Annotated in this window: 16 protein-coding genes; 10 read left to right on the top strand and 6 right to left on the bottom strand. The window is 46.6% G+C overall.

Features of this window, described 5'->3' with window-relative positions; genetic code table 11:
• Positions 1-285: 285 nt before the first annotated feature.
• The 5 genes from K0I62_RS06555 to K0I62_RS06535 all read left to right on the top strand — a co-directional run bounded on the left by K0I62_RS06555 (position 286) and on the right by K0I62_RS06535 (position 9,302).
• On the top strand, positions 286-2,445 hold the full coding sequence (locus K0I62_RS06555; protein ID WP_220070682.1) for an OmcA/MtrC family decaheme c-type cytochrome: 2,160 nt from the start codon (positions 286-288) through the stop codon (positions 2,443-2,445).
• A gap of 386 nt (positions 2,446-2,831) precedes the next feature.
• Entirely contained in the window at positions 2,832-4,802 is a 1,971-nt protein-coding gene (locus K0I62_RS06550; RefSeq protein ID WP_220070681.1) for an OmcA/MtrC family decaheme c-type cytochrome, read from the top strand.
• Positions 4,803-4,883: 81 nt separating this feature from the next.
• Positions 4,884-5,873 (top strand): DmsE family decaheme c-type cytochrome, encoded by a 990-nt coding sequence (locus K0I62_RS06545; protein ID WP_220070680.1) that lies wholly within the window; start codon positions 4,884-4,886, stop codon positions 5,871-5,873.
• A gap of 12 nt (positions 5,874-5,885) precedes the next feature.
• Positions 5,886-7,985, top strand: coding sequence for an MtrB/PioB family decaheme-associated outer membrane protein (locus K0I62_RS06540; protein ID WP_220070679.1), 2,100 nt, complete (start codon positions 5,886-5,888; stop codon positions 7,983-7,985).
• Positions 7,986-8,147: 162 nt separating this feature from the next.
• Positions 8,148-9,302 (top strand): sugar diacid recognition domain-containing protein, encoded by a 1,155-nt coding sequence (locus K0I62_RS06535; RefSeq protein WP_220070678.1) that lies wholly within the window; start codon positions 8,148-8,150, stop codon positions 9,300-9,302.
• Between the two features lie 81 nt (positions 9,303-9,383).
• On the opposite strand, the gene K0I62_RS06530 is transcribed toward K0I62_RS06535, so the two are convergent.
• Positions 9,384-11,066 (bottom strand): RluA family pseudouridine synthase, encoded by a 1,683-nt coding sequence (locus K0I62_RS06530; RefSeq protein ID WP_220070677.1) that lies wholly within the window; start codon positions 11,064-11,066, stop codon positions 9,384-9,386.
• Between the two features lie 864 nt (positions 11,067-11,930).
• Between K0I62_RS06530 and K0I62_RS06525 the strand changes: the two genes are divergently transcribed.
• The 4 genes from K0I62_RS06525 to panP all read left to right on the top strand — a co-directional run bounded on the left by K0I62_RS06525 (position 11,931) and on the right by panP (position 17,428).
• Complete coding sequence (locus tag K0I62_RS06525; protein WP_220070676.1) at positions 11,931-12,725, top strand: gamma-glutamyl-gamma-aminobutyrate hydrolase family protein; 795 nt, start codon at positions 11,931-11,933, stop codon at positions 12,723-12,725.
• 255 nt (positions 12,726-12,980) lie between these two features.
• Complete coding sequence (locus K0I62_RS06520; RefSeq protein WP_220070675.1) at positions 12,981-14,339, top strand: GntP family permease; 1,359 nt, start codon at positions 12,981-12,983, stop codon at positions 14,337-14,339.
• A gap of 83 nt (positions 14,340-14,422) precedes the next feature.
• Positions 14,423-15,583, top strand: a complete 1,161-nt coding sequence (locus K0I62_RS06515; RefSeq protein WP_220070674.1) for a glycerate kinase — start codon at positions 14,423-14,425, stop codon at positions 15,581-15,583.
• Between the two features lie 201 nt (positions 15,584-15,784).
• Positions 15,785-17,428 (top strand): pyridoxal-dependent aspartate 1-decarboxylase PanP, encoded by a 1,644-nt coding sequence (panP, locus tag K0I62_RS06510; protein ID WP_220070673.1) that lies wholly within the window; start codon positions 15,785-15,787, stop codon positions 17,426-17,428.
• Between the two features lie 74 nt (positions 17,429-17,502).
• Here the strand turns inward: panP and K0I62_RS06505 are convergent, their stop codons facing one another.
• The 4 genes from K0I62_RS06505 to K0I62_RS06490 form a co-directional block, all read right to left on the bottom strand.
• Entirely contained in the window at positions 17,503-17,973 is a 471-nt protein-coding gene (locus K0I62_RS06505; protein ID WP_258405096.1) for a thiol-disulfide oxidoreductase DCC family protein, read from the bottom strand.
• A 374-nt stretch (positions 17,974-18,347) separates the two neighbouring features.
• Complete coding sequence (locus K0I62_RS06500) at positions 18,348-20,099, bottom strand: phospho-sugar mutase (protein WP_220070672.1); 1,752 nt, start codon at positions 20,097-20,099, stop codon at positions 18,348-18,350.
• A gap of 293 nt (positions 20,100-20,392) precedes the next feature.
• Entirely contained in the window at positions 20,393-21,301 is a 909-nt protein-coding gene (locus tag K0I62_RS06495; RefSeq protein WP_220070671.1) for a sensor domain-containing diguanylate cyclase, read from the bottom strand.
• A gap of 349 nt (positions 21,302-21,650) precedes the next feature.
• The gene (locus K0I62_RS06490; protein WP_220070670.1) at positions 21,651-22,526 is read right to left on the bottom strand and encodes a substrate-binding periplasmic protein; all 876 of its coding nucleotides are present in this window, start codon (positions 22,524-22,526) and stop codon (positions 21,651-21,653) included.
• 462 nt (positions 22,527-22,988) lie between these two features.
• Here K0I62_RS06490 and K0I62_RS06485 point away from each other — a divergent pair, with 462 nt between their 5' ends.
• A complete protein-coding gene (locus K0I62_RS06485) occupies positions 22,989-23,840 on the top strand; it encodes an RluA family pseudouridine synthase (protein ID WP_220070669.1) in 852 nt (283 codons plus the stop codon).
• On the opposite strand, the gene K0I62_RS06480 is transcribed toward K0I62_RS06485, so the two are convergent.
• Positions 23,830-25,791: a monovalent cation:proton antiporter-2 (CPA2) family protein gene (locus tag K0I62_RS06480; RefSeq protein ID WP_220070668.1), complete on the bottom strand. Its 1,962-nt coding sequence runs from the start codon at positions 25,789-25,791 to the stop codon at positions 23,830-23,832. The genes K0I62_RS06485 and K0I62_RS06480 overlap by 11 nt on opposite strands.

Below are 25,791 nucleotides of genomic sequence, written 5' to 3'. Positions count from 1 at the left end.
AAACCCACCATTTAACTGACTGACTTTCTTAAGTGAAAATGAAAATTTCACTTTAAATGCATTTTTTTACCTACCTCTAAAGAAATAGTCAGATCTCAATCACATAAGCTGACTGAAACACCTGCTAAAAAGCTGCCATTTCGATAGCCTTAGAGGTGGAAATTAATTCCACACACTAAGCGGGTGTTTTCAACGTAGAAAACAATTACAGCACTCTGTTTCAGTGCTTGTTTTTATTGAATAACAATCAATTAGTGATGATTAAAACTATTGCAGGGAATAATCATGATGAAAAAGTTCAATGTTAATGCAGCGACAAAAGCTGTATTAGGTGCCGGACTTATCTCTCTCGCTTTATCTGGTTGCGGCAGCGACGGTAAAGATGGCGAAGATGGCAAGCCAGGTCCTATTGCTAACCCTATTGGCGAGGTTTCACACCTAAAATCGACTATTCAATCGGCCAGCGTAGATGACGCAGGTATCCTCACCATCAACTTCAATCTATCTGACGCTAACGGCGTTGCGGTATTCGGTCTCACACCAGCAGATATTGGTGCAGTTTCTTTTGGTCGTGTCGGCAACGAAGAGGAAGTGGGCAGCACAGATCTCGAAGGCAACCCACGTGATATCTGGCTAAGCTACTTTAATAAAGATAAAGGCGATGACCACTACACTGGCTCCTCCTACTTCAAAGGTTCAGAGTGTGAAACTTGCTTAACCGATAATGGTGACGGCAGCTATACGCTAGTGCTGGATAAACCTATCGACACCTTAGGCAAGTACGACTATAAGGCAGACGTCACTAATGGCATCTACCTCGGCGTTAAGGCGAGCAACTTTGCCGGTTCGTCAATGGTTGATAACAGCTTCTTCTATTGGCAACCAAGTTCTGACACAGTTCAAGATAAGCCTAAAGCTGTGATTGCAAATGATACTTGCCAGAACTGTCACCGTCCTAGCCAAGAAGGCGCTCTTGCCATGCATGGCGGCAAGCATGTCACACTTGAGTCTTGTACCTTCTGTCATACCGACTACAACACGTACATGAAAGACGAGAAAGATGACGCTGGCAACGTGGTACGTAGCTATGAGTTTGATGGCTCAATCAAAGGTATGGCACACGCTATCCATAGCCACTCAACTTACAATGGAATCTACCCACAAAGCGCGGGTAATTGCCAAACCTGTCACCAGGCAGATGAAAGCCTGACGATGGCTGACGCCTGGAAGGCTGACTTGGATACAGCAACCTGTATGAACTGTCACAACAGCCAAGATGCAGTACCAAGCTGGCACTGGGACAGCGAAAACAATCAAATTAAGGAAGACAAGCAAAACTGTGTGAGCTGTCATAACGATCCAAACGGTGGTGTACGCGGTGCAGAATCGGCCCACTACCTGAAAAATGACAATGCACAATCAGCAGCTGCAAAAGTGACCTTTAACAGCATGAGCTATGATGCTGATACTAAGACAGTAACGGCTAACATGACTGTGAGCTTAGGTGATACTAAGGTAACGTTGGCACAAATCGATCCTACGCCATACAAATATGGTGGTTTCACCAGTGCCATAGTATTCAACGGTGTGGTCAACGATGACTTCCTCGTGAACTACCAGAAGGTAGGTTACGACAACTTCGCTGCGGGCGAAGATGGGTCAATCAATGTCACTATCACAGATGGTGCATACAAGGTTGCTCAGGTTCTAGAAACCCCTGATGTGGCTGTTGCGCTAAGCAGCCAACTGCACATCTGCTTTGACGGCAAAGGCGCATTAGCCGACTGTACAGTCACAGAAGGCGTTGCAACCAATGCTGGCCCTTACGTGCCTTCTGACACAGCCTACTTCGCTGCCGATGGTACCAAGGTTGACCAGTCTCCACGCGTACAACATGCAGACATGACCGCTTGTCAGCAGTGTCACACTACTGCGATTAAGCATCGTTTCAGTAACGATATGGATGGCTGTGCAAGCTGCCACAATGGCACACGTGACAAGAAAGGCGCAGGTTCTTCTAACCTAGCTTATATTGTTCATAGTCAGCACTATATCAGGTTCCCTGAAAACTCAGAATTATTCTTCTTCAAGAAAACTGAGTGTCAGGCATGTCACGGTGACAAGGGATTCTCCCTTTCTAAGATAGATCCGAAAGCCGCACCTGTTGCCTTTGGTACGACTGATGGTAACCGTTTAAGTGACGCTAACGAGCAACTAGTGGTATCACCACAAACTGCTGCATGTGTTAGCTGTCACCAGGGAACTTACGGTATAAACGACGCAATGGTTGCACATATTCAGACTAACGGTGGACTGATCAAGCAAGAGGGGGCACCTCTCTCTACCTTAGGTGTACCAGCTAGCGATTATGATAGCCTCAACCCAGCAGAAACTTGCTCTACTTGTCATAATGACAGTCAACTGCTAGAAGCTCACGCTAACTGAGGTAATAGTCACTAGTGACTTAGCCTTCCCCTGATGGCTCATCGGGGAAATTCTGATAGCTAAAGGGAGGCACCGCCTCCCTTTGTTTTCAATAAAGAACAGCGAATACTAAAATAACAACAAAAATCGCAAAACTGTTTCATTTTGCAACATTTTTTTCATCAAACCTCGCCTTTATTAGCCCTTAAACCTACCTCTTTAGAAATAGAAAGATCTGGGTCACACATTAGACTCAGTCAGGCAGATTTTAGCCGTCTGTTACGTTAGCATTTCCTTGGGGATTTCTATTTCCAGCATTGACTTAGGCTGCACTACTTATAAAAGAGAATCGGCGCTATATAACAGGCCATGCACTTAAGACGATGCCAAACCTATGCAGGGAAAAAATGATGAACGTACAACACAATAAATTTAAGCTGCTTCTCGCAGCAGGTGCTGTCTCCATGGCTCTTACCGGTTGTGGTGGTAGCGATGGTAAAGATGGTAATCCGGGCAACCCAGGTGGCCCAGCAGCCGACGCCATTGAAGTGCTTCACCTTGATGTCACCAAGGTGGACTATGACAACGGTATTCCAACTATCACCGTCTTTGCGACCAACGAAGAAGATCTTCCTGTTATCGGTCTAAAAGATCTTGAAGTAAAAAAAGTAGTTCAACTGCTGCCACAAGGCGCAACCGGTGCCGGTAATGCCGCCGAATGGCAATTCATTGGCTCACAAAAAGCCTTTACCGATCATAAAGATGGTAACTACACCTTTACTATCGACGTGGAAGGTTACAACTCAGAGCTAACTCAACGCTACAACGTTATCGCCAGTGCATCAACACTGCTTGATGGTGTAACTGCCGTACCACGTACTGAGATCTCAGAAGATTTCTCAGGTGAAGGCTATGAAGCCCTTTACACTAAAAATGTCGTTGATACCGCCAGCTGTAACAGCTGTCACGCCGAAGGTGAGAAGATCTATCACAGCTACACAGATGTAGAAACCTGTGTATCTTGTCATACTCAAGAGATGGCTGATGACAAAGGCAAGCCGCAAGTTTCCTTCGGCCATCTAGTCCACAACGTGCACAACGACGCTAAGATGTACGGTCGTAACATGGATAAGAGCGCCGAAACCGCTCATCACATAGTGCAAGACAACTGCCAAACCTGTCACGTGCAGTCAGAAGAGCTAACCGAGTGGGGCAACTGGTCACGCGTTCCAACCATGGAAACCTGTACTAGCTGCCACGTCAACGTCGACTTCAAAGCGGGTAAAGGTCACTCTCAGCAAAATGACAACAGCAACTGTGTTGCCTGTCATAACGCGAGCTGGACTGCCGAGCTCCATACACAAACGGGCAACGACAAGAAAGCCCTTATCGACCAGTACGGCCTAAATGCGGAATCTGTTATCAACGCTGAAACCAAAGCAGCAACCATCAGTATTGAGGTTGTCGACGCCAGCGGCGCAGCCGTTGATATAAACACCATTCTGCCAATGGTACAGCGCTTCGAGATCGTCACTAACGTAGGGCCTAACAATGTTACTTTAGGCTACGGCGGAAAAGATTCTATCAATGCCGTGAAGAATGGCGTGGTCGATGCCAAAGCGATGATCCAAGATGGCAAGCTGGTTTACACCACAAGCAAAGATCTTAAGCTAGGTGCCGAAGGTGCCGACAACGAAACCGCCTTTACCTTCGTTGGTTGGGCTATGTGTTCAGACAAGGGTGAGTTCGTTAACTGTGACGATCCAGCTTTCGACGGTAGTGATACTGATAAGTACACTGGTATGAAAGCCGATCTGGTCTTTGCCACGCTATCGGGTCAAGCACCAAGCATGCGTCATGTCGACTCAGTTAACTTCACTGCCTGTGCATCTTGTCACACCAAAGAGTTTGAAGTGCACAAGGGTAGCCATCATGCTGGTTTCGTGATGTCTGAGCAGCTTTCACACGCAAAAGATGCTAACGATATGCCTATCATAGGGGTTGATGCTTGTGTGGCTTGTCATACTCCAGACGGTACTTATGCTGGTGGCGCTAACAAAGGCGCGCTAGAGATGAAATTGCACGTGGTTCATGGCGAGCAAGGCATCATCAAAGATTGTGCCCAGTGTCACAACGACTTCAACCTGGACGCTTTCAAAGCTAAAGGCGCACTAGCGACCGCTGCTGGCCAGTACAGCACGCCTATCGCGGCGACTTGTACATCATGTCACACCAGCGATAGCGTCAAGGCTCACGCCGAAAGCCAAGGTGCAGTCTTTAATGTTGATAAAGATGTCGCTAACGATGCCGCGCAACTGGAAACTTGTTTCTACTGCCACGCACCTGTTATCGAAGATCACACAGCGGTGAAGATGTAATTTGCACATCTCAAATTGAAAACCGGGGGAGTCACCTCCCCCACTTTTCACGACTATTTTGTGCAAATTAGGATGCCTATTATGAAAATCACAAATCAATTCAAAAGCCTGATTCCGGCGGTGATGGCAGCTGCAGTGCTGTCGCTTGGCATAAGCCAAGGCGCGGTTGCCTCTAAGTGGGACGCTAAGATGACCCCTGACGAGGTGGAAACCACGCTAGACAAGAAGTTTGCCGAAGGCCAATACTCGCCTAAAGGTGCCGACTCTTGCCTTATGTGTCACGGCAAATCAGAAAAAGTCATGGATCTGTTTAAAGGCGTACACGGCGCTGCTAACTCGAGCAATAGCCCGATGGCCGGTCTGCAGTGTGAAGCCTGCCACGGCCCTATGGGTAAACATAACCGCGGCGGTAACGAACCGATGATTGCCTTCGGTCCTGACTCAAGCCTGTCAGCTGAGAAGCAAAACAGCGTCTGTATGAGCTGTCACAAAGATGACAAGCGTATAGCATGGAACGGTGGTCACCACGACAATGCCGATGTGGCCTGTGCTTCTTGTCACTCGGTTCATACCGAAAAAGATCCCGTGCTGTCAAAAAACACTGAGATGGAAGTCTGTACTAGCTGTCACACTAAGCAAAAAGCGGATATGAACAAGCGATCTAGTCATCCAATGAAATGGAACCAAATGACCTGTAGCGATTGTCATAATCCACACGGCACGATGGCTGATTCAGACTTGGTAAAGCCAAGCGTGAATGAAACTTGCTACTCGTGTCATGCTGAAAAACGCGGCCCAAAGCTATGGGAACATGCTCCCGTAACTGAAAACTGTGTGACTTGTCATAATCCACACGGCAGCGTAAACGAAGGTATGCTAAATACTCGTGCACCTCAATTGTGTCAGCAATGTCACGCTAGCGATGGCCATGCCAGCAATGCATACCTGGGTAACACAGAACAAGGCTCAACCGTGGGTGGTAACGCCTTTACCGGTGGCCGCAGCTGCTTGAACTGTCATAGTCAGGTCCATGGTTCTAACCATCCATCTGGCAAGCTATTCCAGCGCTAAGGAGACGAGAAGATGAAATTCAAATTAAATTTAGTCACGCTCGCCCTGATCGCTAATACCAGTGTATTTGTGCCAAACATCGCATTTGCAGATGGCTATGGTGTACAAAATGCCAACACTGACAAAGTAAAATTTGATAAGTGGGCATGTAAGCGCTGCGCTATTGATACTGGCGTATCAGGTTCGGTAGGTGTTGGCGTCGGTTATAACGACAGTAACGACATCCACTCTGCTAATGCATTTGCGGCAGAAAATGAGTTTGCGGGTAAAGTCGATGCCGATGTCAGATACACCAACGAATCAGGCTATCGCACTACAGTAGAAGCGCAAGATTTGGGCATGGAAAACGGTCATTTAGACGTAAATACCGGTAGGGTGGGTCAATACAAGATCAACTTAAATTACCGTCAAATCGCGACTTACGACACTGACAGTGCCATGACTCCATATCAAGGTGTAGGCGGTGACCACCTCACTCTACCAAGCAACTGGCAGACTGCAGGTTCAAGCCAGGATATGAATGAGCTGTACAACAGCCTTAATCCACTTGAACTCTCCCTCAAGCGCAAGCGCGCTGGCCTAGGCTTCGAGTATCAGGGTGAGGAGTTGTGGAGCACTTACATCAACTATGAGCGTGAAGATAAAACGGGTCTTAAGCAGGCATCAGGTAGTTTCTTCAATCAGTCTATGATGCTGGCTGAGCCTGTGGATTACACCACAGATACCGTTGAGGCAGGCGTCAAGTTCAGAGGCGATAACTGGTTTACCGCCCTGAACTATTCAGGTTCTAGCTTTAAAAACCAATATAGCCAACTGACCTTTGACAATGCCTTTAACCCAACCTTTGGCGCGCAAACTCAAGGTGTTATGGCGCTTGACCCTGACAATGAAGCACATGTTGTTTCATTGATGGGCCAATACACCGCCGGTAGCACCATCATGAGCGGCCGCGTACATTACGGTCAGATGAGCCAAGATCAGGCGCTGGTGACCTCTGGTTACGGTTATCAAACGCCAGTAGATGCAGTGGATGCTAAGGTCGATATGTCCGGTGCTAACCTAAAGGTCGTGTCTCGCATCAACCGCACGGTTCGTGTTAACGCCAGCTATGACTATAGCGACCGCGATAACAAGACCAATGTGGAAGAGTGGACTCAGATCAGCATCGACTCCGCCACAGGCAAAGTGGCCTACAACACCCCTTATGACTTCACGACACAAAGAGGTAAAGTGGGTGTTGATTTGCGTATCAGCCGTGGCATGAAGCTTGATGTCGGTTACGACTACCGCCGCGACGAACGTAGCTACCAAGACCGCGAAACCACTGATGAGAACACGCTGTGGGCTAAGTACCACCTAAGCGCATTCGACAAGTGGGATATGTGGATCAAGGGTAGCTATGGCGAGCGTGATGGTTCGCGATACCAAGCCTCTGAGTGGACCTCAAACGAGTCAAACAGCCTGCTGCGCAAGTACAACCTTGCTGACCGCCAGCGTACCATGGTCGAGGCTCGTGTTAGCCACACACCAATCGATGCGCTGACTATTGACTTTGGTGGTCGCTACGCTCTGGATGACTACAACGAAACCCAAATCGGTCTAACTGAGTCAAAAGATGTCAGCTACGACATCAACCTCAGCTACCTGCTCAACGACGATATGATGGTTAACGCCTTCTACAATCGTCAGAACATTGATTCAGAGCAGGCTGGCAGCACCAACTTTGGCGCACCAAACTGGTTTGGCTTAGTCGAAGATCAGGTCGATGTGGTTGGCGCTGGGTTTAGCTACAACAATCTGTTAGAGAAGAAACTACGTCTTGGCGTAGACTACACCTACTCAGATTCAAGCAGCAACACTCAGGTACAACAGGGAATTGCTGGTGACTATGGCGATTACAATGCCAAAGTCCACAACGTCAATTTCTATGGCCAATACCAGGCCACCGATAAGATGGCGGTCCGTCTTGACTATAAGATGGAAAAATACCAGGACAATGATCCAGGTAACAGCATAGCGCCAGATGACATTTGGAACGTCGTCGGATTTGGTTACAACAACCACGACTACAATGCCCACCTGATCATGCTTAGTATGAGCTACAAGCTTTAATAGCTATGCAGTCATAGCTAATTGCCTTTAAAACCCGCGCCCGTCGCGGGTTTTTTATGCTTTATCATTAATGGTCATCTCGAAAAAGCCTTAACCAAGGCTAGTGTCAGGGAAGTTTTTGCCTTAAGCTCAGGATCCAATTCCTAAGCCGTTAACATCGCCTTGTTTTTTCTCGACACACAACTTGCCCAACAGATAGTCGATCGCACCATGGCGATCATCGGCCACAATATCAATGTCATGAACAGCCAAGGAATGATCCTGGGCTCTGGCGACCCACACAGAATCGGCTCCATCCACGAAGGCGCCCTGCTGGCCATCAGCCAGAATCGCACCGTAGAACTCAACAACGCCAGCGCTGGTAGCCTGCATGGGGTCAAGGCGGGCATCAATCTGCCGCTGCACTATCAAGGCGAGATCATCGGCGTTATCGGTATTACTGGAGAGCCTGAGCACCTCAGGGCCTTTGGCCAGCTACTAAAGATGACCGCCGAGATGATTGTTGAACAGGCTAACTCAATTGAACTGATCCAATGGCAAAACCGTCAGCAAGAGGAGTTTATTCTGCAGCTAATTAAAGGGAAATATAATGATATTGAACAGCTCGAAGCTAGGGCAAAGAGACTCAATATTGACCTTTATATGCCCCGCGTCGCAGCCGTGATCCAAGTGCAGGATGATAACAGTGACACAATGGGTAACCCGCTATTAAAACAAGTGCTTAACCTGCTTAAAAATCCATCGAGAGGCAATCTTATCGCCATGACCTCGATGACAGAGTTGGTGATCCTTAAACCTGCGTTTCTGGATGGTAAACAGTGGAATGCAAGTCTTGAAAGTGAGCGTATCGACCAGCTACTTAAACGTATTCCAACAGAGATAAGTGTCCAGTTAAAGATAGCCCTAGGACACTATTTCCCTGCCGCGACCGATATTCATCACTCTTACCAAACCGCAAAAGAAACCCTTAGATTTGGCATGCAGATGCAACCCAAACAAAGCAAATACCTATTTGAAGATTTCGCGTTACTGGTGATGTTGTCGGGACTCAAACAAGATTGGCGCGGTCAGCAACTGCTCACGCCATTTAGCAGGTTAATTGAGCACGACAATAACCAGCAGCTACGAAAAACTCTGGCGGCGTATCTTACTCATTTAGGGGATCAGGGCGCTTGTGCAAAGCAGCTTTATATCCACCGCAATACCCTGCGCTATCGGCTCGATAAGATCAGCCAAATTACTGGGGTTGAACTCAACAACATCGATGGTTTGCTGCAACTCTATCTCGGACAGGTTTTATTGAATGACCCAAGTTAAGCAGTAACACGGTTTGCTAAAAATCATACTCAAACCGTCGATTAAAACTGACAGTAAAAAATGAACCATTTAAAAAGGCCATTAAAATTCAGCGTCAACTTCAAAGGTCAGTCGCTCACCCGTAATAGGATGATTAAGCACTAAGCGCTCGGCGTGCAGATGCAAACGGTTAGCGCGCGCGCCATAGAGATCATCGCCAATGATCGGCAGATCAAGCCCATCAATATGGGCACAATGCACCCGCAGTTGATGGGTACGACCTGTTTGCGGATAGAGATATAACCAAGTGTGGTTATCGTCTCGCGCCTTAACCTGCCATAGAGTATGTGCATGTTTACCATGTTCAAAACAGACCAGCTGACGCGGCCTATCGTCAAGGTCGACTCGCAGTGGCAAGCTAATCTCACCCTGTTCACCTGCGACAATGCCCGCCAGTTTAGCCACATAACGTTTCTCTACCGTACGGCCAATAAACTGCTGTACCAGCGTCCTATTCGCCTCTTTGCTCAATGCGATAACCATCAGCCCCGAGGTCGACATATCCAAACGATGCACGATCAAAGGTCCAGTCGCAGTAGGAAACCGCTGCTTCATCCGTGCATAAACTGAATCACTGATATTCTTGCCTGGCACCGACAAAAACTCAGCCGGCTTATTGATCACCGCCATCGCCTCATCTTGGTACAAAATATCGATAACTTTACCTTCAGCGGGATTACTCAATAATGGATTGTCATCCATCTCAATACCTTTGAGCATATGGTTCAAAATTGGCTGGCATTTACCATGACAAGCACCATAAAACTGCTTATGTTGTTTGACCTCTGACTTGGGCGATGCCCCCCACCAGAACTCGGCTATCGCTAGCGGAGTCAATCCATGAGCAAAAGCATATTGCAATAACTTAGGCGCCGCGCACTCACCTGCCCCTGCTGGCGGCTGCTGATTTGGCGCATCTTTAAAAATCTGATTAAGGTCGCGCAGCTCTCCCGCTTGATTTAAAAACCGATACTGTGCAAACAACTTTTGCTGCAAGGCGTTAGACTGTGTTGCTCGCTGTGCTTTAAGCGATTCAATCTCAGTCTCTAACAATTGTAGTGAGTCGCTCACCTCTGCAATAAGGCCATCCCAATGCCGCTTTATCGCTTTGAGCCGATTCTTTTCCGCCACACTCTCCTTGCCCAGTTGCACATTTAACCCTGCCAACGACTGTTGTGATAATTCAGCTTCAGCCTGAGCGCGCTTTAATTTGCGCACTTTACGCCCTTCGATAATCGTCGCGCGCATGGCTTCAAGCTCATCATCAGCCTCTTGTTCTAATGTGGCTAACCGCTCTCTTAACTCCGATAGCTCACTCGAGCCCTCAAGCTCGGTTAACTCACGGGTTAACTGATTAATCCCCTGTTGCTCAGCATGAAAAAAGCTGTCTTTAGTCAACATATCGAATATAGGCGGCACAAAACCATCGATAAGATTTTGCTCTGCCAGCTTGCCAGAAAATGCCGCCAAGTAGCCGAGCTCGCCACCGTTATTGCGAACGAGAAGCACACCAAACATCTTGCCGATAATCTTGTTTGTGTCCTTGCCTAAGCCAAAGTTATGTTGCCAATCCGTTTGGCTACTCAGATAAGCTTGTAGCTCCTTCGCCGCCAATACACACAAAGGGTGCGGCTCATAATAAAACGGAAAGGTAAAACGTTCAGGGAGTTGATAACTATCGATCGGCGATTTAAACGCGGTAAAACAGTGCTGAGCTTGGTACATAGATTGTTGACATCTTAACGGTAACAGAGAGCGAAACAAGGCTAGTACGGCACAAAGCCAGCACAGCTATAATGAGGCGTGATTTTACGCTGTCATGGCAGTGAAGTCATTATTTAGCGATCAGATGAATTCCTCGTCGAATGAAGGGTTAGTATTTTTGGGTTGCTTGAGTAGCGTTTGGCCGCATCTTATTTGTTAAGTGTGTTTGAAGGTCACACCTTTATGGTTGCTAATTGCCTGCCGCACGCTTTATGTGCAAGCACTCTTTTGGCTCGGTGAGTGAAGCGCAGCTTCGTGCTTACGAACGAGAGGCAGGGATTGCCGAACTGGCTTTTAGATAGGGATATCGTCGTGAGTCATCCCTATACGCTCCACGGCGGCATCTGACGTGAATGGATTCACAAATGCCGCGATGACATGGATGTCAGAGAGCGACCCTGCCGCCAAGGGCCAAAACTGCGCTTACACCTGTCTCTAACGCCTCTTCAATTTAGCCACATTGGTGTGAATTCAGAGTTAAAAACTAACGTGTTTTTGCCCCAAAGTCAGCTAGTCGTAAGCCCCTAGAACAGTAGACACTTCACAGCGTTATATATCCATTAAACTAAAATCCAGAATCTCATGACTTTCATTGGAAATCCAACCAAGTCAAAAATCTCCCCTTAGATCTAAATCCACTACTCTAAATGTAATTAATTACAACCAAAACGTTTGACATAATGAACACCAATAGGCAGACTGAAATTTGTCTAATCTGTTTAAAGCGCCATTAAACTGTGCGTGAACGATGGTCATCGCTATCGACACAGCGAGAACAATCGGTACAAATATAAACTCATACTCCATTTATTCATCAGGTGATCTATGCCAATAACACAAAAAAAAACCGCTAAGAAACCCACGATATTAATGACTATGGGTCAACAAGACCGTAACGGTCATCCTTATCAAGTCATGACCCACAAGTATATGCAGCCTATCGTCGATATTGCCGACTGTATTCCACTGCTAGTCCCTACCTGTTTTGGTATCGAAGATATCGACCAATATCTAGATATGGTTGATGGTGTTTATCTTTCTGGTGCGGGTTCAAATATCGACCCGAGTCTGTATGGACAGGAAAACTTGACTCCGGAGAAAGCCCAAGATGTGAACCGCGATCTGTTCGATTTGGCTATTATACGTGGTGCAATTGAACGTAAACTGCCGATCTTAGGGATCTGCCGTGGCATGCAAGAGCTAAACGTGGCCTTGGGCGGCGATCTGCATCAAAAGGTTTATGCTGAAGACCATCTAAATGATCATCGTGAAGACCCAAACACCTCGATAGAGGAGCAGTACGGCCCGCGCCATAGCATCAATATCGAACCTAACACTTGGCTGCATGCGCTACTGGGGGACAAAATCACCATTAACTCGCTCCACGGTCAAGGGATCTGTACCTTAGGTAAAGGTCTCGAACCCCTTGCCCATGCCGAAGATGGTTTAGTAGAAGCTATTCATGGCCCAGCCTATGGACAGTTTATTCTTGGCGTGCAGTGGCATCCTGAATGGCAAGCAAATGACAATCCCGATTCAATCAAGTTATTTAAAGCCTTCGGTGATGCCTGCCGCAACGAATTCGCTTTGCAGCAAACCGATGATCAATTGACCGCATAACACAACAGCATGGGTGACAAGCATACTGCCCGTTTTACAGTCACCCAGACTTAATCTGGCCCATGAATGTGCAATTGCACAAAAAACCCTCATAAAATCCTGATAAATTTGTCACCTTTGATAAAGCCTAATTATCCTAATGTACGGATAATATCCATAGCCTGAAATACCTTAGCCCTCACCTTAAGTGGCGCTGACTATGCGGGTCAATGTTCTAACAATCAAATAAATATAACCCAAATACAGGGGCACCCTATGAGCCTAGTACTGATTCTGCTAGCCGTGATCGCGTTTATCGTTATTGCGACATCCAAATTTAAGCTACATCCGTTTTTAACCCTTATTATTGCGTCATTTATTGCCGCATTTGCCTATGGCCTGCCAAGTGCCGATATCGCTAAAACCATCACATCCGGTTTTGGTGGGATCCTCGGTTATATCGGTTTAGTGATTGTTTTGGGGACGATTATTGGCACCATACTTGAAAAAAGTGGCGCAGCAATTACCATGGCGGATGTGGTCATTAAAGTGCTCGGTAAACGCTTTCCAACGCTCACCATGTCTGTTATCGGCTATCTAGTTTCGATACCCGTATTTTGTGACTCTGGCTTTGTGATCTTAAACTCACTGAAACAATCGATGGCCAATCGTATGAAGGTCTCAAGCGTATCAATGAGTGTCGCACTGGCCACAGGCCTTTACGCCACTCACACCTTTGTACCGCCAACACCAGGCCCTATAGCAGCGGCAGGTAACTTAGGCCTTGAATCAAATCTCGGCTTAGTCATCGGTGTGGGTATATTTGTAGCGGCCATTGCAGCCCTAGCGGGCATGTTGTGGGCCAATCGTTTTGCCAATGTTGAACCCGATGGTGAAGGTGCTGAGGAGCTTAAAAACAGCGTAGAAGAGTTTGATAGTTTAAAAGCCGCTTATGGCACATTACCTAGCCCAACGAAAGCGTTTGCACCTATCTTTGTTCCTATCTTGCTGATCTGCTTGGGATCTATCGCCAAGTTTCCCTCTCATCCCCTAGGTGAAGGCTCGTTTTTTGAAATATTCGCCTTCCTAGGCCAGCCAGTGAACGCCTTGATGATAGGTCTCTTTTTATCTCTATCTCTACTTAAAAGTGATGACAAAATTAAGGAGTTCAGTGAGCGCATCAGCCAAGGGCTAGTCGTTGCAGCGCCTATCCTTCTTATTACAGGTGCTGGCGGCGCGTTTGGTGCGGTGTTAAAAGCCACCGAAATTGGTAATTTCTTAGGAAGCTCATTATCGGCACTGGGGATCGGCATCTTTATGCCATTTATTGTCGCTGCGGCGCTAAAATCTGCCCAAGGTTCTTCAACTGTGGCCTTAGTGGCAACCTCAGCGCTAGTTGCTCCCATGCTTGGAGATATCGGACTTGCTAGCGACATGGGGCGCGTGCTCACAGTAATGGCCATTGGCGCAGGTGCAATGACCGTATCCCATGCTAACGACAGCTTCTTTTGGGTTGTCACTCAGTTTAGCCGCATGAGCGTAAAGCAGGCTTATAAAGCGCAGACCATGGCAACTTTAATACAAGGCGTTACCGCCATGATTTTAGTCTACCTACTTAGCCTCGTTTTACTCTAAAAGCGACAATGGCTGCCGTGATACCCTTTGGTATCATGGCAGCCATTAACAGATGTTCTATCCCTGACGTATAGGAAATATCAATGAAAATAGTCATTGCGCCCGATTCATACAAAGAAAGCCTGAGCGCTATGGAAGTTGCCAACGAGATTGAACGTGGATTTCGTCATGTGCTACCCAATGCTGACTATGTCAAGGTCCCCGTTGCTGACGGAGGTGAAGGGACAGTGCAATCAATGGTGGATGCGACAAACGGCAAAATCATTGAACTCGAGGTGGTCGGCCCCCTTGGCAAACCTGTCACGGCTCATTATGGTATTTTGGGCAACGAGCATTTAGGCACAAGTGTAAACAGTACCCAAACGGCCGTGATCGAGATGGCCGCGGCATCTGGACTACATCATGTTCCGGTCGGCCAGCGTAACCCGCAACTGACAACTAGTTACGGCACTGGCGAACTGATCTGTCACGCCCTTAATGCTGGCATAAAACATATTATTATCGGCTTAGGTGGCAGTGCCACCAATGATGCTGGAGCGGGTATGCTACAAGCGCTCGGCGTGCAACTACTCGATAAGAACGGTCAACCGATTAATGCCGGCGGTGCAGGGCTTGAAGCGCTGCACACTATCGATATCAGTCAGGTGCACCCATTACTTTACCGCTGCCAAATAGAGGTCGCTTGCGATGTTAACAATCCACTTTGTGGCGAAAAGGGCGCATCGGCAGTCTTTGGTCCACAAAAAGGAGCAACACCAGCGATGGCCGAATGCCTCGACAGTGCGTTGTCCCATTTTGCCGACATCACCTCTAAAACCATATTAACAGAACATCGTCATACGCCAGGATCGGGCGCGGCTGGAGGTATGGGATTTGCTGTACTTGCTTATCTCAACGCCGAGCTCAAACCTGGTATCGATATCGTCATGAAAACGGTCGACCTAGCCAGTGCGCTCAATGGGGCAGACCTAGTGATCACCGGAGAGGGTCGCCTCGACAGCCAAACATTACATGGTAAAACGCCAATGGGAGTCACACGCGAAGCCAATAAACAAGGCATTCCTGTTATCGCTATCGCAGGCTGCGTGAGTGATGATGCTAATGTATTACTCGATCACGGTATCGATGCAATATTCTCGATAACTCCTAGAGCCATGGCGTTGGAACATGTATTGGCCAGTGCCAAAGACAACCTTTACCACTGCGCAGTGAATATCGCCCGCTTGTATCGGCTAGGTCATTAATCCCAAAGCCCATTAACATAAAATGCCCTGGAATTAACCAGCGTTAACACTCCCAGGGTTCTCTCAGGGCTTTACGCCCCTACCGCTACTCATTTCACTTTTCCCCCTTGATGCGGTATAAAGCTTACAGTAAAGTTAGCTCCCTTTTTCGTCCGCCTGTTTTCTATTATAAAACAGACACAAGTTAAGCGATGCACCTCGATGACATCTAAGCAGACACGACAAGCAACAGCCTCTGAAGAAGCGTTACTGCGTATTTTCACTTTGCCAGAAGCGCCCAACTCAACCTTGAGTCAGATTGAAAAAAATCTATCTGAAAACTTAATGGGATTCTTAAAAGAAAATATCGTTGCCGTCGAGAAACCCTTAACTGAAATAGAGAAAGATTTTCAGGCCCATCAAATCCCGACTTCACCTAGCTTTGTATCCGATTATGCCGAGCAGATGATGCAGACCTTAATCGCTCACAGCGTACATACCTCTGCGCCGAGCTTTATCGGTCATATGACCTCTGCTCTGCCCTATTTCGTGCTGCCATTATCGAAGATGATGGTGGGGCTAAATCAGAACTTAGTCAAAATTGAAACCTCAAAAGCCTTTACCCCATTAGAGCGCCAAGTGCTCGGCATGATGCACCATATGGTATATGGCCAAAGTGATGATTTTTATGACAACTGGATGCACAGCGCAAGTCACTCACTGGGGGCATTTTGCTCTGGCGGTACGGTCGCCAATATTACCGCGCTATGGATCGCCCGTAACCGCCTACTTAAAGCAGATGGCAATTTTAAAGGCATCGCGGCATCTGGACTGATGGCGGGTCTGCGCCATTATGGCTATGACGATTTAGCTATTTTGGTCTCAACCCGTGGCCATTATTCACTAGGCAAAGCTGCCGATCTGCTTGGGATCGGCCGCGACAACATCATCAGCATTCCCTGTGCCAAAGATAACAAGGTCGATGTAGCTAAGATGCGCGCGGCGGCCATCGAACTTGAGTCACGTAATATTAAGCTGATGGCGATTGTTGGCGTGGCGGGTACAACAGAAACAGGCAATATTGATCCCCTGAACGAGCTAGCGACATTAGCATCTGAGCTTAATTGCCATTTTCACGTTGATGCAGCATGGGGCGGCGCGAGTCTACTATCGAATAAGTATCGCCATCTATTGGCGGGGATTGAACGTGCCGATTCAGTCACCATCGATGCCCATAAACAGATGTATGTCCCTATGGGCGCAGGTATGGTGTTATTTAAAGACCCTGAATTTGCCAACGCTATTAAGCATCACGCTGAGTATATTCTGCGTAAGGGTTCTAAAGATTTAGGCAGCCAAACCTTGGAGGGCTCACGCCCGGGCATGGCGATGTTAGTGCATGCTTGCTTACAGGTGATTGGCCGTCACGGCTATGAAATTCTGATCAACAACAGCCTAGAAAAGGCGCGCGATTTTGCCGAGCTTATTCAACAGCAAGAGGATTTTCAGTTGGTGTCTGCGCCAGAGCTATGCCTACTGACCTATCGTTATGTACCCGCCAAGGTGCAGACTTTACTCAAACAGGCGGTGCTGGATGACAATCTCGACTTAGTCACCCGAATAAACCAGCAACTCGATGGCTTAACCAAGTTTATACAAAAACGTCAACGAGAACAGGGGAAGTCATTTGTATCGCGTACCCGCATCACACCAGACAATAACTTAGGCTTAACCTCAGTGGTGTTTAGGGTGGTATTAGCCAACCCACTAACAGGTCACGATATTTTGCAGCAAGTGATTGAAGAGCAAAGAGAGATAGCGCTACAAGACTCGTTATTTTTACCGCAATTGTTATCGTTAAAATAACAGTTAACTTTGAACTAAGGGTTAGCCGTAAACACGCGCAGAAATAAACCCTATCTTATCTCCAACGAGCCGCCTTATTCAACGAAGCGGCTTTTGGTTTCATCATCAGGCATTAAACAGAGCGGGCGTTGGCCAAATAAGCGGTAACGATTGCGCGCAATAAAATCATACCCCCAATCACGTAGCCCCAGCGGCAACCAGCGCAGAACACGCAACCAAGGCCAATAACCCGTTAAAGATTTAGCAATTTCAATTGCTGCCTCACTCTTGATAAAAACCTCGCCATCTTTTATCAAGTAGACGGTATCCGCTTGTGCCGCTAATGGTGAAATAGATGCCTTAGCAAGCAAAGCTTGCGCAATGGGAGTCTGCAAGGCAACAAATTGAAACACCGCCTTGGGGTCACGGGCGATAATAAACCTCACCGCCCCATGACATAAATTACATACGCCATCAAAAATCACTAACGACGAAAGATCAGACTTCGTCATACTATTGATTAGTAAGTGATTAGTAATCTCCTTGTTGGCCTGTTTTTGTTGCATCAAATCAATAAAATCCTCGAGTTCCTGCCCCGGTGTGGCCGCAAAAACCGATCGAGGCACACAAGCCCAGTAATGCGATCGGCCCTGATATGTCGAAAGTCATCACCGAGTTCACCACCTCAGCAAGGCCATAAACAAGCAGCTAAAACCACATTGCCCTCTTTGGTTGCCATCAATAACCGCAAAATAGTGACTGCTGCTTGCGGCAATTTAGCCCCAAACCAAAGGTGCTTGTTGTAACATCACATTTTGCTTGTTATCTCGGTACCGATATCGGAGCTCAATATCCTGTAAAATACTGAGTGACATAACGATCTTAACGTGTCCCTACTGACAACATAGTGTCTGTAGGGACAAATTAACTTTAAAGAGGATTAACCTGGCAACTCTTGTTGATGGCTCTTAATCAACTTAGCCATTGACTGCGCTGCACGCGCTTGCACCGTTTGTAAGCTATCTGTATCAACAAACTGCTCGACCACTTCGTAGTAACATTTCACCTTAGGTTCAGTACCTGACGGGCGAACGATAACCCTAGCACCATCATCGAGCTGATAGATAAGCACATCGCTATCGGGCAAGTCGATAACCTCCTCACGACCGTCCGCATAATAGCGCGTGCCAACGCTGATATCATCGACCGATACCACTGCTCGACCAGCAATTTGACTCGGTGCCAATGCTCTTAGCTGCTCACCAATAGTGGGAGCGCCGCTATCTGCTGTTAGCGCAATGCTAACCTGTTGATTGAGGTAAAACCCGTGCTCACGATAGATAATTTCTAGCCTATCCCAAATGGTTTGATTGTTCGCAGCAAGCTCAGCGGTCAACTGAGCAAAGGCCACTAAGGCAGATAGACCATCTTTGTCCCACACCATACTGCCTATGGTGTAGCCCAGCGCCTCTTCGTAGGCAAACAAGAATTGATTATCTCGAGTTTGCTTTGCCATCCCCACGTTCGTGAGCCATTTAAAGCCTGTTAACGTGGTTTCACATATGCCATTCATCGAGGCGCTAATCTTAGATAACAAGCTAGATGACACTATCGTTCGGCACGTCAGCCTTTGATTATCGGGAGCATGAGACAATAGATAATGCCCCAACAACACCCCAACCTGATCACCTGTCAACATTTGATATGCCTCACTGGCGGCCATATCAGCTACGGCCTCAAGTTTCCTAACTGCCACCGCAAATCGATCAGCATCGGGATCGTTTGCACACGCTAGCATAGCCGAGTGTTTATGCGCCTCTGCCATCACCAAATCCATCGCTCCAGCTTCTTCTGGGTTTGGAAAATTAACCGTTGGAAAATCGCCATCGGGCTCTCGCTGCGCAGCCACCGAATAGACCTGGGTAAACCCCGCATCCTTGAGCACAGTTTCGGCCATGTCAGCACCAACTCCATGCATTGCTGTATAAGCTAAACTCACTCGCGCTGGTACGGTATGATTTTGCAAAGTGATCGCTTGTTTAATAGCACAACGATAGGCTTGATAAAAATCGTCACCCAGTATGATTAACTGACCAGAGGCAATAGCCTCATTATGGCTCATTAGCAATATAGGCTGAGTTGCAGCATGCTCGATACGCGCTGCGATTCCACTATCATGAGGAGGAATGATCTGTGCACCATTCTCCCAGTAAACTTTATAGCCATTGTATTGCGGTGGATTATGACTCGCGGTAACAACAATGCCCGCCGCCGCATGTAAATGCAGCACCCCAAAGGCAACTAGCGGCGTAGCTGCAACCTTCTCGGTAAGGTAAACCTTAATACCTGCACTCGTTAAAACGGCTGCGGTATCATGGGCAAACTGCTTTGAATCATGGCGACCATCGTAACCGATAATAACGCCGCGAGTTGACGCATCCTTTATCTGAGCTTTAAGGTATTCAGCCACCCCTTTCGATGTTTGTTGAACCACTAAACGGTTCATTCTCATTGGGCCAGCTCCCACCACACCACGAATACCTGCGGTGCCAAACATAAGACGCCCGCTAAATCGCTTGGCTAATTCGTCACTATCACCGTTATCAAGCAAAGTGTGGATCTGTTTACGACTCTTTTCATCAGCATCGAGACTGAGCCAATGTTTAATCTTTGCTTGTAAATGTACTTCCATAACTCAACCCCTTCTCGCACTAGAAAACCACATAATGCAACCACTATAATGAGAACAATTACTATTAACAGTATGCTCGTCAACGCTCAAGGACAAGTGAATTTGCATTAAAGCATGGGGAAAGTGTCAGAAAATGAACCTAAAACACGATAACCATGCTGGTGATCGCTTTTATCGCAACAAGACTAATTCAATAAGGGCTTTAACAACTTGAGTTTGAGGATCGAGTTTAATATTACGGCGATATCGTTTTAGGCAGTAGCAACTGGCAACGAAAATACGACAGCCTAAAGTTAACTCTGTGCTATAGCCACCCGATTTTTCCCCGCATGCTTAGCTTGATAAAGGGCGATATCCGCTCGTTTCAGGGTATCTTCATAGGAGTCGTCTTGCGGCTCAATCGTCGCGACACCAATGCTTACTGTAGCAAACAATCCATCTCGAGCCAGTTTTTGTAACTCGTCATTAAAAGCAAGCCTGAGGTGTTCTGCAAATGCCATAGATTGATCTTGGTTTGTTCCTGGTAGCGAGATCACAAACTCATCACCACCATAACGATAAGCGCTATCGGTTTTTCTAAAATGAATTCTACAAGTTTTGGCAACGGCAACAATCGTCTCATCACCGACCTGATGACCCAATTTATCGTTGATCAATTTTAAGTGATCTAAATCTAACATTAAAATAGCGGTCGGAATGCCGTAGCGTTGTAAACTGTCATATTGAAAGGTTAAATCTCGCTCTAAACGACGCCGATTAAACAGTCCCGTTAATTGATCGGTATCACTAAGTTCTCGCAGTTGGATTTCAAACTCATGCCGTTGGGAAATATTACTAGCAACCCAAAGTACAACCTCTTCGTCATCAACTAAAAAATCCAGCGCTTGAATACGTCCCTCGAACCAAATTGGCTGTGCAGGTCCTTCATCAGGCAAGCCTTTTACATCCTTGTTGCTTAGTTCATACTCTTCGACCTGTAATTTTTTACTGCTAAGTGCGCGCTCAATGATGCTTAAAAACCAATTTGCCTTATTCGGAGTCAACACCTCGTCAAGGGTCAATCCGACTAAGTTGCTACCATCATGATAATAACGGCTATCTTTACCACCAAACACGGCAATATATTTACCGCTTTTCGATAAAATGAACGCAGGATCGGGTAATGCCTCTAACACTAACGTCATTTGTTCATTATGGATCATAAAGACAACCTTAATTTCAAGACGCGTTAATCGAGTAATCCTTATCGAATTTTAATTCCACTATACCGACACGCCTAGGTGAACTGTTTAAAAAACATACTCTACTGCTATGAATTTAGTCTTATTTATAGATCACAGCAAGATTAAATCACCACTTTAATACCAAGAATGAATTTAACTTTTAATAGCCTGAGCTTATTAATTCGATATGCTTCATTATGACGAAGGTAAATACTAGAGAACCTGAAATCGGATTAAATTATAGTCAATCGGCTTAACGAGTTCGTTACTCGGCAAGGCATCGATTTTACCTAATATGAGGTCAACGCAAATACATTAGCGAAAACAATTATTCATTAAACCATAACTGCCTTTCACTCAATAAGTTCTTAGAGCTATCGGACAAAAACGGATTATCAATTCTAAACTCTCGACGTGTAAGAAGGTTAACACGCTCTAGTACGCCGCGAGTGATTGCGTGATCATAAAATAGGCTGTCAAAACTGCCATCGGCCAAAGCGGCCCTAAGACCATATTCAATTCTTTCGGCTAATAAATCATTATCTTGTCTAACAAAAAAATAGATTGGGGCAGGATAAATGATGACGAAAGTTGTCTCGACCATCAAATTGGATCGACCGACGAGTTCGCTCCAAGGCTCATGTATTCCTCGAAGATAGTAATCAAAACGTTTTTTATTGAGCATTGTTAGGAGATTATGGTCGGCGCCTCGGACTAAGGTAAAGCCTTGTTTTTGAAGAATATCACTATCGGGCCAATCAAGCCCTTGGCCTACGGGGATCCTTTGCAGTTCTTCTAGGTCATTAATATCAATAAATTTATCTTCATCTTCTTTGCGGATAACGGCAATGCGATAGCCCAAAAGCCCTTTCAACAAAGGGAAATAGACAGGCTTTAATTGTTGTTCTCTTTCGATAGAGCTCATGGTCCAAACAACATCCAGTTCGGACTCTTGCACAGACTTGATAGCTCTACGCTGAGGCATATCGATTGCTACGGCTTGCAACTCGAAATCGCCATACTGCTGCTGGCTCTTCTCCATCGCTAACCTTAACAGGTCGATAAAGTAAGTTTGCTTGAGATCAATATATTCATCAGACAGGTTATAACGTACTTGACTTGGAGTTTGAGTAGGATCGGCCCATATCAATTGACTAAACAAAACCAACAACAGAATACCGACTCTAACGATAACATGCAGCATACTTCTCTCCCTGAGTTGACAGGCTCTGTCCCTATGCTTATTTCCACTTTTTATCGATCTTATACCAATCAGTATAAGAAAGTGGTCTACTCAGCGTGTTTTTTGGCAACTCATTCACAAGGCGAATCGATGAAGGAATGCTTGTTCCCTTGTCAGACCATTCAACGCAGAAGTCGTAAGCCAAAAACACACCTAACCGGCGAGTTTTAGCACTTTTGATGCTGTGTTAACGAGTTTGGCCCTAGTTCAACTAGGCTTTTCACTCGTTGCAAACACATCGTTATACTAAGTTGGTATTAGCTATCACGACGGTATAGAGAAATCAAAATGAGTATAGCACTAATCAGCCGCACTGTGAGTATACCGATTGGGATTGAAACTGAGCATGAATTGGGTTCACTAAATAGCGTTAAAATGGTGTAAACTGGCGCTGTCCAACAGCCAAAGTAGATCATCTCCACCATGAGTCAAAGTAAGTGCGAATGCCATATAACCGTTACCGATCCAAGTAGCGATGCCTGTAGTTTATTAGCTAAGCAAAGTCAGCACTCGAAACAGACTATCAAGCAGGCAATGGCAAAAGGCGCTGTATGGCTGACTCGTGGTAAGTATACCCAGCGCTTAAGGCGAGCAAAAAAATCGTTAAAAGTCGACGATCAGCTGCACCTATACTACAACGCAGATGTGCTGGCTCAAACCGTCGATGACGCCCAATTATTACTCGATAAGGGCGACTATAGCATTTGGTATAAGCCGTACGGCATGTTATGTCAGGGATCAAAATGGAGCGACCACACCACCATCAATCGCTTTGTCGAAACTCACCTTACCCCGCAGCGTCCGGCGTTTATCATTCACCGACTCGATAGAGCTGCAACGGGTTTAGTCATTATTGGTCACAGCAAAACCACCACCGCAGCGCTGGCCGCACAATTTGAACATCGTCAACTCGATAAACAATACCGCGTAATTGTTGCGGGTGAATTTCCCCAACAACAGCAAACGATAACAACAGATGTCGATGGCAAAAGTGCGTGTTCTCATGCTCACTTGGTGGAGTACGATGGCGACAATAATCGCTCGTTGGTCCAAGTCAAAATAGAAACGGGTCGTAAGCACCAAATTCGAATCCACATGGCTAGCATGGGTTATCCTGTCATTGGTGACAGGCAACATGGCGCTGCAGTGGAAGGCGATCCAAACCTGCAATTAACCGCATGCTTCCTAAATTTCACCTGCCCCGTGAGTCATGAGCCAATGCAGCTGGCACTGCCCGAGGCGTTACAACCCAGTCTCTTGGCCCTTAAGGCTTGATCTGATCCTCAGCAGGCGTTAATGGCAGCGGCTCCTCACCCTCGAGTATCTCATCATAGCCTTTCGGTGGTGGCGTCCAACCACGCTCACTGGTGGCATGTTTATCACTTCGGTCGGCAAGCATTTCTTTCTTAATCGTTTCTTCAAGCTCGATAAATAATTTACGGTAATTGTTATCGAAGCGTTCACCAGAGCTGTCATCACACCAAGCCTGATAAAGAATATCTGAGCTGCGCTTCTCTACCCGTCTAAATATATTTTTCTGCTGCTCAACATGAAATGGATGAAAGCCTAAACATCTCATTGCATCGGCACCCAATTCTAACGCTGATAACAATGTCTCTTTTTGAATATAATCCGCCCCTGCACTACGAAGCATATAAGCGTGGCCGCGGTCGAATGCCCGCGCTAACACTTTGACCTGTGGATAGGTTTTCTTCACATACTTGACCACCTCGGTGGCACTGTCAGGGTTATCCATAGAGACCACCAACAAAGATGCCTCTTCGATACCAGCGGTATGCAGTAGATCGGCGCGACTGGCATCACCAAAATAACTCTTGATGTTTATCTTACGTAATACATCGATCTGGCTAATATCATGGTCCAGCACTACGGTTTTGACACCATTAGCGGTCAAAAGACGATTGACCACCTGACCGAAACGTCCCATACCAGCAATGATAACCGTGCCTAGCTCGTCGATATCATCGGCCTTTCGTTCACTTTTAGCGACCCGATAACGCGGTTGAATTAACTTTTCAAAGGCGATAAATAACCCTGGAGTTAAGAACATACTGATTGCCACGACCAGGGATAAAGTCTGCGCCATGTCTGTCGGCAAAACATGATTTTGCACCGAGAAACTCAAGAGGACAAAACCAAACTCCCCCGCTTGCGCTAGACTAAGGGCAAATAACCAGCGGTCGCTTTTACGGATCTTAAACAATACACTGAGTATCAATAACACAAAGGCTTTTAGCAGCATCAGCCCTAGGGTCAACAGGATAATAATCCCTAATTGTTGCCACAATATCGCAAAATCAATCCCCGCTCCTACAGTGATAAAAAACAGTCCTAGCAATAAGCCTTTAAAGGGATCGATGTTGGATTCAAGCTCATGACGAAATTCACTGTTAGCTAAAATCACTCCCGCTAAAAAAGTGCCTAATGCCGGAGATAAATCTACTAAACTCATTAATGTGGCAATTCCTATCACCAACATCAACGCAGTAGCGGTAAAAATCTCCCTCAACCCAGAACTAGCAACAAATCGAAATAGTGGACGACTAAGGTAATGGCCAGCCACCACTAATCCTGCTATGGCCGTGGTTATCACCATGGCATAGGCCCATGAAGGCAGTCCAGCCACTAAACTTATGTCATCATGCTGTTGTGCTGCGCTCGTCGTCACTAATTGTGCCTTATCGACTAAATCAGGTAAGGCGAGTAACGGAATAAAGGCAAGCATTGGGATCACGGCCATATCTTGAAATAGCAACACAGAGAACGCATTACGGCCACCTTCCGTTTTACCGAGCCCTTTCTCATTGAAGGTTTGCAACACTATCGCTGTCGACGACAGCGCAAAAACCAGCCCTATCGTGAGTGCGATACTCCATTGAAACTCAAGCCAGATAGCGATGCCCATGACTGCGAATGCCGTTAGTACAACTTGCAGTCCGCCGAGTCCCATTAATCGATGCCGCATCCCCCATAACATCTTAGGTTCTAGTTCTAACCCCACCACAAACAGCATCATCACCACACCAAATTCGGCAAAGTGTTGAATAACACTGGTCTCTTCGCCGACCAACCCAATAACTGGCCCAATGACGACACCTGCAATCAGATATCCTAGCACCGAACCTAACCCAAAACGTTTAGCTAGAGGAACCGCTATAACCGCAGCAACCAAATAGATGAAGGCTTGGAGAAAGTATCCTGTCAT

The sequence above is a fragment of the Shewanella psychrotolerans genome (assembly GCF_019457595.1).
Lineage (GTDB): Bacteria > Pseudomonadota > Gammaproteobacteria > Enterobacterales > Shewanellaceae > Shewanella > Shewanella psychrotolerans.
The sequence above is the reverse complement of the archived record's forward strand: the minus strand, read 5'-3'. Positions and strand labels throughout refer to the sequence as shown.